This window comes from Secundilactobacillus similis DSM 23365 = JCM 2765 (assembly GCF_001311075.1).
GTDB classification, from domain to species: domain Bacteria; phylum Bacillota; class Bacilli; order Lactobacillales; family Lactobacillaceae; genus Secundilactobacillus; species Secundilactobacillus similis.
The window spans coordinates 1-7,457 of record NZ_BBAD01000119.1; the positions used below are offsets into that span (position 1 = coordinate 1).

Annotated in this window: 3 protein-coding genes and 1 pseudogene; 3 read left to right on the top strand and 1 reads right to left on the bottom strand. The window is 46.0% G+C overall.

Annotated elements, in window-relative coordinates; genetic code table 11:
* Window positions 1–273: 273 nt before the first annotated feature.
* A complete protein-coding gene (locus JCM2765_RS15580; protein WP_054737478.1) occupies window positions 274–933 on the bottom strand; it encodes a deoxynucleoside kinase in 660 nt (219 codons plus the stop codon).
* A gap of 273 nt (window positions 934–1,206) precedes the next feature.
* Between JCM2765_RS15580 and JCM2765_RS15585 the strand changes: the two genes are divergently transcribed.
* The 3 genes and pseudogenes from JCM2765_RS15585 to JCM2765_RS15595 all read left to right on the top strand — a co-directional run bounded on the left by JCM2765_RS15585 (window position 1,207) and on the right by JCM2765_RS15595 (window position 7,384).
* Window positions 1,207–1,977, top strand: coding sequence for a Cof-type HAD-IIB family hydrolase (locus tag JCM2765_RS15585; RefSeq protein WP_054737479.1), 771 nt, complete (start codon window positions 1,207–1,209; stop codon window positions 1,975–1,977).
* A gap of 404 nt (window positions 1,978–2,381) precedes the next feature.
* Window positions 2,382–6,702 (top strand): annotated as a pseudogene (locus tag JCM2765_RS15590) (acyl-CoA dehydratase activase-related protein).
* Window positions 6,703–6,739: 37 nt separating this feature from the next.
* Window positions 6,740–7,384, top strand: coding sequence for a TetR/AcrR family transcriptional regulator (locus JCM2765_RS15595; RefSeq protein ID WP_054737480.1), 645 nt, complete (start codon window positions 6,740–6,742; stop codon window positions 7,382–7,384).
* Window positions 7,385–7,457 lie beyond the last annotated feature (73 nt).

Here is a 7,457-nt window from a genome sequence, read left to right on the forward strand (position 1 = left end):
AATTGGTGGTTGTTGATGATTTTCCAACAACCACCAATTATCGGGGACGAATTCAAGACTCGCACGGGTTTTGGCGAGACTTGAATTCGAGGACTGAGACCGCTCTTCGGCTCAGGCCGGCCAGCGCAGCTAACCTAGTCGCTGACCGGAATCGACAGTTCAAGCAAATTACCGCACTTCACAAACTAACAGCAATGATGTTTACGCTGGACACAAACGACAGTAAAAAAAGTCCTGAAATATATTTCTACAGGACTTTCTCATTAGCGTTTATTAAATCGCATCCGAAACCGAATCAGGTGTCCGAATCTCAGTCAGTGCATCGTCAATTTGGCCCAAGATGGTGTTGACGTTCTCGGGGTCTTCCAAGTTGTACTTTTGTAAGTCGACCTTAATTTTAGGGCTGACATCGTATTCGTCGAACCACTTGCGGTAAGCGGACCACATCTTGTAGTAGTAGGCTTTTAGTTCAGGGTGTTCGTCGATTTGTTCGTAATCACGACCACGCTTCTTAATACGGTAAAGAATCGTGTCGAAATCGCTATCAGCGTAAACCAGCAGATCAGGGGCCTTCTTTGGTAACATGTCTAATTCGTTCATCATGTTATCCAACAGGGTCAGGTAAACCGAAAGTTCGGTGTCTGAAATGTTGCCTTCAGCGTTGTTTTCTTTAGTGAACAGGGCGTCTTCGTAGATTGAACGGTCAAGGATGTTATTATCATCGGCCAAGGCCTGCTTGATCATACCGAACCGCTTGTTTAAAAAGTAAATTTGAAGTAAAAATCCGTACTGTTTAGGATCTGAATAGTACAGTGGCAAAACGGGGTTGTCACCCACTGGTTCAAAGAAAGCCTTTGTTCCCAAGTGGTCTGCGAGCATTCCCGTTAACGTTGTTTTTCCGACACCAATCATTCCGGCTGTAATTATCACCATAATAGCCCCTCTTTTAATAAAATATGCGAAATCTAGTGTACCACAAATTTCGAGCTACTACATCTAGCTTTACTTAATAATTTAGTGAGAGCAGTCAAGCTGACTCAATATGTAAGTTAATTAACTTTAATTTATTGCAGAATCTGAGTAGGTGTCCTACGATGCGACATCACCTGGTTAGTCGTCCGAATTGCCGGTAGATAAGGCGTTAGCGCCGCTACCTCACCAGTACCCGTGTATAATATAGGTATCAGGTAAAGGAGGAACGGGAACGTGTATGATGCAATTGTCTTTTTTGATTTAGACGGGACACTGTTTGATGATCAAAAGCACGTGTTGCCGACTAGTATTGCGGCAATCAAACAGATGTCGCAACATAATATTTTGTCAGTCATTTCAACGGGCCGCAATATTTTTGAGATTCAGGACGTTTTGGATGAAACCGGGATCGATTCTGTTGTGAGTGCGAATGGCAGTTACGTTCAGTATCGGGGTCAAAAACTCCATGCCGAAGTGATTGCGCCGGACTTACTCACCGCATTTACCGAATACGCTGAAAAGCAGGGGGATGCCGTTGGCTACTTTAATAACCGCGAATTTCGGTTAAGTGAAGCCAATGATTTAACCACAACGAATTTTAAACTGCTTCATTTAAATGCCGTGGTGGATCCGCAATTTTATCAACGCGCACCAATCAACTTTATGAACGTGTTTAATTACGATAAGGAAGCTGCTTATCAAAAGGCGTTTGATGGCCAGCTGTCGTTAGTTCGGAATAACCCAAGAGCCTTAGATACCATGAAGGCGGGTGTCTCCAAGCGAACCGGAATCGAGATTTTACTGGATGCGGCTCATTTGGCGAACGTTCCAACCTATGCGTTTGGCGATCAGCTCAATGACCTGCAGATGTTTGAGATGGTCGACACCCCAATTGCGATGGCGAATGGTCACGACCTTGCCAAGCAAAAGGCCGCGTACATTACGACAACCAACATGGATAACGGTATCGTTAATGGGTTGAAGCACTTTAATTTGATTCAATAATTTATGGTAACAACTGGTCCGAGATGCTCGGATCATGTCACTAGCGTCTGAATTCTTAATCTGAGTTCAAGCGCTAGTTTTTTGTCTTTGACCAATATGTGAAGAAATGAATATTTAACACAACTCATTTATACAGCTTAAAAATGCACGAATATTCCCATTAGTGATATTTCCAGTATGCGATTGAAGTTCGTGAATAGCTTGTTATACTAACAAGTGAGTGGTCACTCTACTTGATGCGTTTAAACTCAAGTAATCGACTAAGTGTCGGGTGACGAAACAGCTTATCAGTTAGTAACTGAACAATTACGGCTGGTTCTTTTTTTAACCAGTATGAGTAAGTGAGCAGTCACTATCAGAAACAATAACTAGCAAACGGATGTTAATCAATAGGGGTGATTGAGATGACGGAACAATTATACTACGGCGGGATCGATGTTGGGTCAACGACAGTTAAGTTGGTGGTAATGGATAGTCAATACCACACCGTTTTTTCACGGTATGAACGACACTATTCCGATGTTAAGGCCGCAACTGAAAAAATCTTGCGTGAAGCGTTAGGCGAACTCGACCCAAAGCTACAATTAGCATGCACGATCACCGGTTCTGGCGGAATCGGGTTAGCGAACTTATTAAACCTAAAATTTATTCAAGAAGTGATCGCCTGCACGAAGACGGTCGAAACGCTGATTCCCCAAACCGACGTTGCGATTGAACTTGGTGGTGAAGATGCAAAGATCACGTTCTTTGGTGATTCACTAGAACAACGGATGAACGGGAGCTGTGCTGGTGGGACCGGGGCCTTTATCGATCAAATGGCAACCTTACTAAAAACCGATGCCAACGGCTTAAACGTGATGGCACGCGATGCTGAAACCATCTACCCAATTGCTAGTCGCTGTGGGGTGTTTGCCAAGACCGACGTGCAACCACTAATCAACGATGGTGCCCATAAGGCGGATATTGCGGCCAGCATTTTTCAAGCAGTTGTCAATCAAACGATTTCCGGATTAGCTGCGGGTCACAAGATTCGGGGTAACGTTGCGTTCTTGGGTGGGCCACTTTACTTTATGGATCAACTACGAGAACGCTTCATTGAAACGTTGGCGTTGACACCAGAACAAGTCATCTTCCCAGAAGATCCACAACTGTTCGTTGCAAAGGGTGCCGCACTGTACGCAACGGATCAACCAATGACCAGCCTTACCGCACTATTGGATCAACTCCTCAATGGTGATGATTCAGGGATGCATCCTAGTCATTCACTGGAACCCTTATTTAAAGATGATGATGAGTTACAAGAATTCCGAAAACGCCATGCGATGGCAAAGGTGGATTCTCGAGATTTAGCTAGTTATCAGGGGACGGCCTTTTTGGGAATCGATGCTGGGTCAACGACGACGAAGGTTGCCTTGGTCAGCGACGATCATAAATTACTGTACACGTACTACGATAGTAACGACGGCGATCCGCTCGCCAAGACGAAGACCATTTTAAAGGATATGTATGCCAAGATTCCGGCTGGCGTCACGATTGGTAAAGCCGCCGTAACTGGTTACGGGGAGCATTTGATCAAAAATGCCCTGATGGTTGACGTTGGGGAAGTTGAAACGGTTGCCCATTACCGGGCCGCACACTACTTCCAACCAGACGTTGATTTCATCCTCGATATCGGCGGTCAGGATATGAAGGCCATGACCATCAAGAATGATGCGCTTTCGACGATTAAGTTGAACGAAGCTTGTTCATCAGGGTGTGGGTCTTTCTTGGAAACCTTCGCAACCTCTTTGAATTATAAAATTGAAGATTTCGCGCAAGCCGCTTTATTGGCCAAACACCCATCTGATTTAGGATCACGGTGTACCGTCTTCATGAACTCCAAAGTGAAGCAGGTTCAAAAAGAGGGCGCCACGATTGGTGATATTGCCGCCGGATTGTCGATGTCGATCATCAAGAACGCACTGTTTAAAGTCATCAAGATGCGGCGGGTCGAAGATATGGGGCACCACATTGTGTGTCAAGGTGGGACCTTCTATAACGAAGCCGTTTTACGAGCCTTTGAAAAAATTGCGGGCTGTGAAGTTGTTCGGCCTAATATTGCCGGCTTGATGGGGGCCTATGGGGCTGCCTTGATTGCCGAAGATAATTACCAAACTGGTGATGAAACCACTCTATTGAATGTCAACCAAATGGATAACTTGAGTTTCAAGAAGGAATACATGCACTGCGGCATCTGTGAAAATAACTGTGCATTGACCATCACCATCTTCAACGATGGCCGTCGATTTGTAACGGGTAACCGTTGCGAACGTGGTGAAGCTCGAGGCCTTAAGCAACGGGTTCCTCGCGATAACGGTAAAGTCAACTTAGTTGCTGAAAAATACAAGTTATTGTTCAGCTACCGGCCACTTCGCAAAAAGCAGGCTACGCGTGGGGTTCTCGGCATTCCGCGAGTATTGAACATGTACGAAAACTACCCATTATGGCAAACCTTCTTCTCTAAGTTGGGAATTCAAGCTAAATTATCGCCTAAGGGGAATAAAGACCAGTACGAAAAAGGGATGGAAACCATTCCTAGTGATACGGTGTGCTACCCGGCTAAACAGGTTCATGGCCACATTCAAGCATTGATCGATCGCGGTTTTGAAACGATCTTCTATCCAGCTGTTGTGTACGAAGTAGATGAAAATGACAGCGCGGATAACCACTTTAACTGCCCAATCGTTCAATCTTATCCGAACGTGATCCGCAATAACGTGGATGAAATCACGAACGGCGATGTTGATCTGATTTCGCCATACTTGAACTTGGCTGATCGTAAATCAACGGCCAACAATCTGTATGACAGCTTTAAGAGCTGGGGCATCAGCAAGCAAGAAATCGTCGAAGCCCTCGATGCCGGTTACGATGAACTCGAACACTTTAAGCAACAAATTCGGGACCGTGGTGAAGATACCATGCGGATGCTGATGACGACTGGTGAACACGGGATCGTGTTAGCGGGTCGGCCATATCATTTGGATCCAGAAGTTAACCACGGTATTTCACAACTGATGACCGCTGAAGGCTTCCACGTGTTGACCGAAGATTCAATTGCCCACTTGGGTGACGTGAAGGCTTGCGGGTCGTGAATCAGTGGGTTTATCACTCACGGCTTTACGCTGCTGCTCGAATCGCGGCTAAGACCCCTCAATTGGAATTTGTGCAATTAAACTCCTTTGGTTGTGGGATCGACGCTATCGATACCGACCAAGTCGAAGAAATTATGAGTCAGTATAACCGGTTGTACACCTCGTTGAAGATCGATGAAGGAACCAACATGGGGGCTGTTCGGATTCGGCTCCGGTCATTGAAGGCCGCCGTTAAAGAACGTCAAAACCGCAAGATCTTGCCGGTTAAACTTCACGATAACGACGTACCAGTTGATTTCACCCCAGAGATGCACAAGGATGGCTACACGTTACTCTTACCAATGATGTCGCCAATTCACCAACACGGGTTGGTTGACGTTGCCTTAAAGGCTTCCGGATACAACGTGGTCAACCTGCCAATGAACGACCGTAAGTCAGTGGATGTGGGCCAAAAATTCGTCAACAACGATGCCTGCTACCCAGCCATCATCTCCATTGGTCAGATGCTAGAAGCACTTCAGAGTGGTAAATACGACTTGAATCACACGGCGGTCATGATGACCCAAACCGGTGGTGGTTGTCGGGCAACCAACTACATCCCATTGATTCGAAAAGCGTTGAAGGATGTCGGCTTTGAAAAGGTCCCAGTTGTTTCGCTTTCGTTAGGGAACCAAGGGGTTGAACACACTAGCGGCTTCAAGATGACCTTGCCATTACTCCGGCGGGTCGCCATCGCCTTCTTATACGGGGACCTCTTCGAACAAGTTGTTTACCGCACCCGGCCGTACGAAACGGAACCTGGCATGATCGATAAGATGCATGATCAGTGGCTGGCGCTAGTTAAACCATCCGTTGAAAAGGGAAGCTTTAAGGAATTTAAGCGCAACGTGGCCCAAATTGTTCAAGACTTTGACACCGTGCCATTACGAGACGTTGTGAAGCCGAAAGTTGGGTTAGTGGGTGAAATTTTGGTTAAATACTCCCCAATCGCCAACAATGATCTGGTTCACTTACTGGAAGCTGAAGGTGCCGAAGCGGTCGTGCCCGACATTGTTGGTTCATGAACTATTCGCTGTATAATCAAGTGTACCGGTATCAGCATTTAGGTGCTTCCGCTAAAGCGAAGTGGTTTGCAGAGTTTGCGCTTCAAGTTATCAAGTGGTGTGAACAGCCACTTCAAAAGGCCTTGAATGCCTCTAAGCGGTTTGAAGGCATTGAAGCAATCGAAAAAGTTGCCGATGATGCCAGCAAGATCCTATCACTGGGTAACCAAACTGGTGAAGGCTGGTTCCTAACCGGTGAAATGATTGAACTGTTGAAGCGCGGCGTGCCAAACATTGTCTGCATGCAACCATTCGGCTGCTTGCCAAACCACATTGTGGGTAAAGGTATGATCAAAGAACTTCGGCGTCAATTCCACGGGGCCAACATCACGCCGATCGACTATGATCCCGGCACTTCAGTGGTTAACCAACTGAACCGGATTCGCTTGATGATGGCAACGGCCAATAAGAACTTAGCTGCGCAACGGACAACAACTCGCGAAGAATCAACGACTGATCAGGTGACGGCGCAACTGGCTCACCAGCACTAATCGGTGACCGTTGAAAAAATAAACTGGAGATTTAATCATGAAGCATACGGATGTGGAGACGCTTTTTGCGAACAACTTGGATACGGCAAATCTGTCTGACAAGCAACGTAGCGTCTTGAAAGCAAGCTTGACCCTTTTTGCACAAAAGGGGTATGAAAATACCAGTACGTTGGATATTGCAAAACTGGCAGGGGTGTCAGAAGGCACGGTATTCAAACATTTTAAAACCAAGGATGGGCTACTGCAGGCGGTGTTAAAGCCGTTCTTGCAGGATATTTTTCCGAGAGTTGCGGGGGAGTTCGTTCAAGATTTGCAGGCGACTCAAATCTTGGAATTCAGTGATTTTCTTCGTTTTGCCGTGCGTGATCGCATTGTCTATGCGATGGACAACCGCGCTGAAATGAAGATCATGATTCAAGAAATGGTCAAAAAACCTCAAATTTTAGAGGAACTGACCACACGGTTGGGGGTCTTACTGCAATCAGCAATCAACCAACTGTTTGTGAGTTATCAAGATAAGGGCGAGTTAGTCAAATGGGACTCGATGCGAATCGTCCGCACGATTTGCGGCGTCATCGTGGGCTACTTGATTCCAAACATCATCATGAGCGATGAATGCCTTGATATTGATGCCACAACCAACGAAATCTGCGAGTTTTTGCTGCATGGGTTGCAGCCTTGATTCGCGATTAACTAAAAAGCAGTTCACTTCTGATATGAATTATCGGGAAGTGAACTGCTTTTTTTGCTGTCGA

Bases quoted from the DNA above. Each gene is read 5' to 3' on its own strand.
- JCM2765_RS15595 (WP_054737480.1), top strand. From the start codon at position 6,740: ATGAAGCATACGGATGTGGAGACGCTTTTTGCGAACAACTTGGATACG.
- JCM2765_RS15580 (WP_054737478.1), bottom strand. From the start codon at position 933: ATGGTGATAATTACAGCCGGAATGATTGGTGTCGGAAAAACAACGTTA.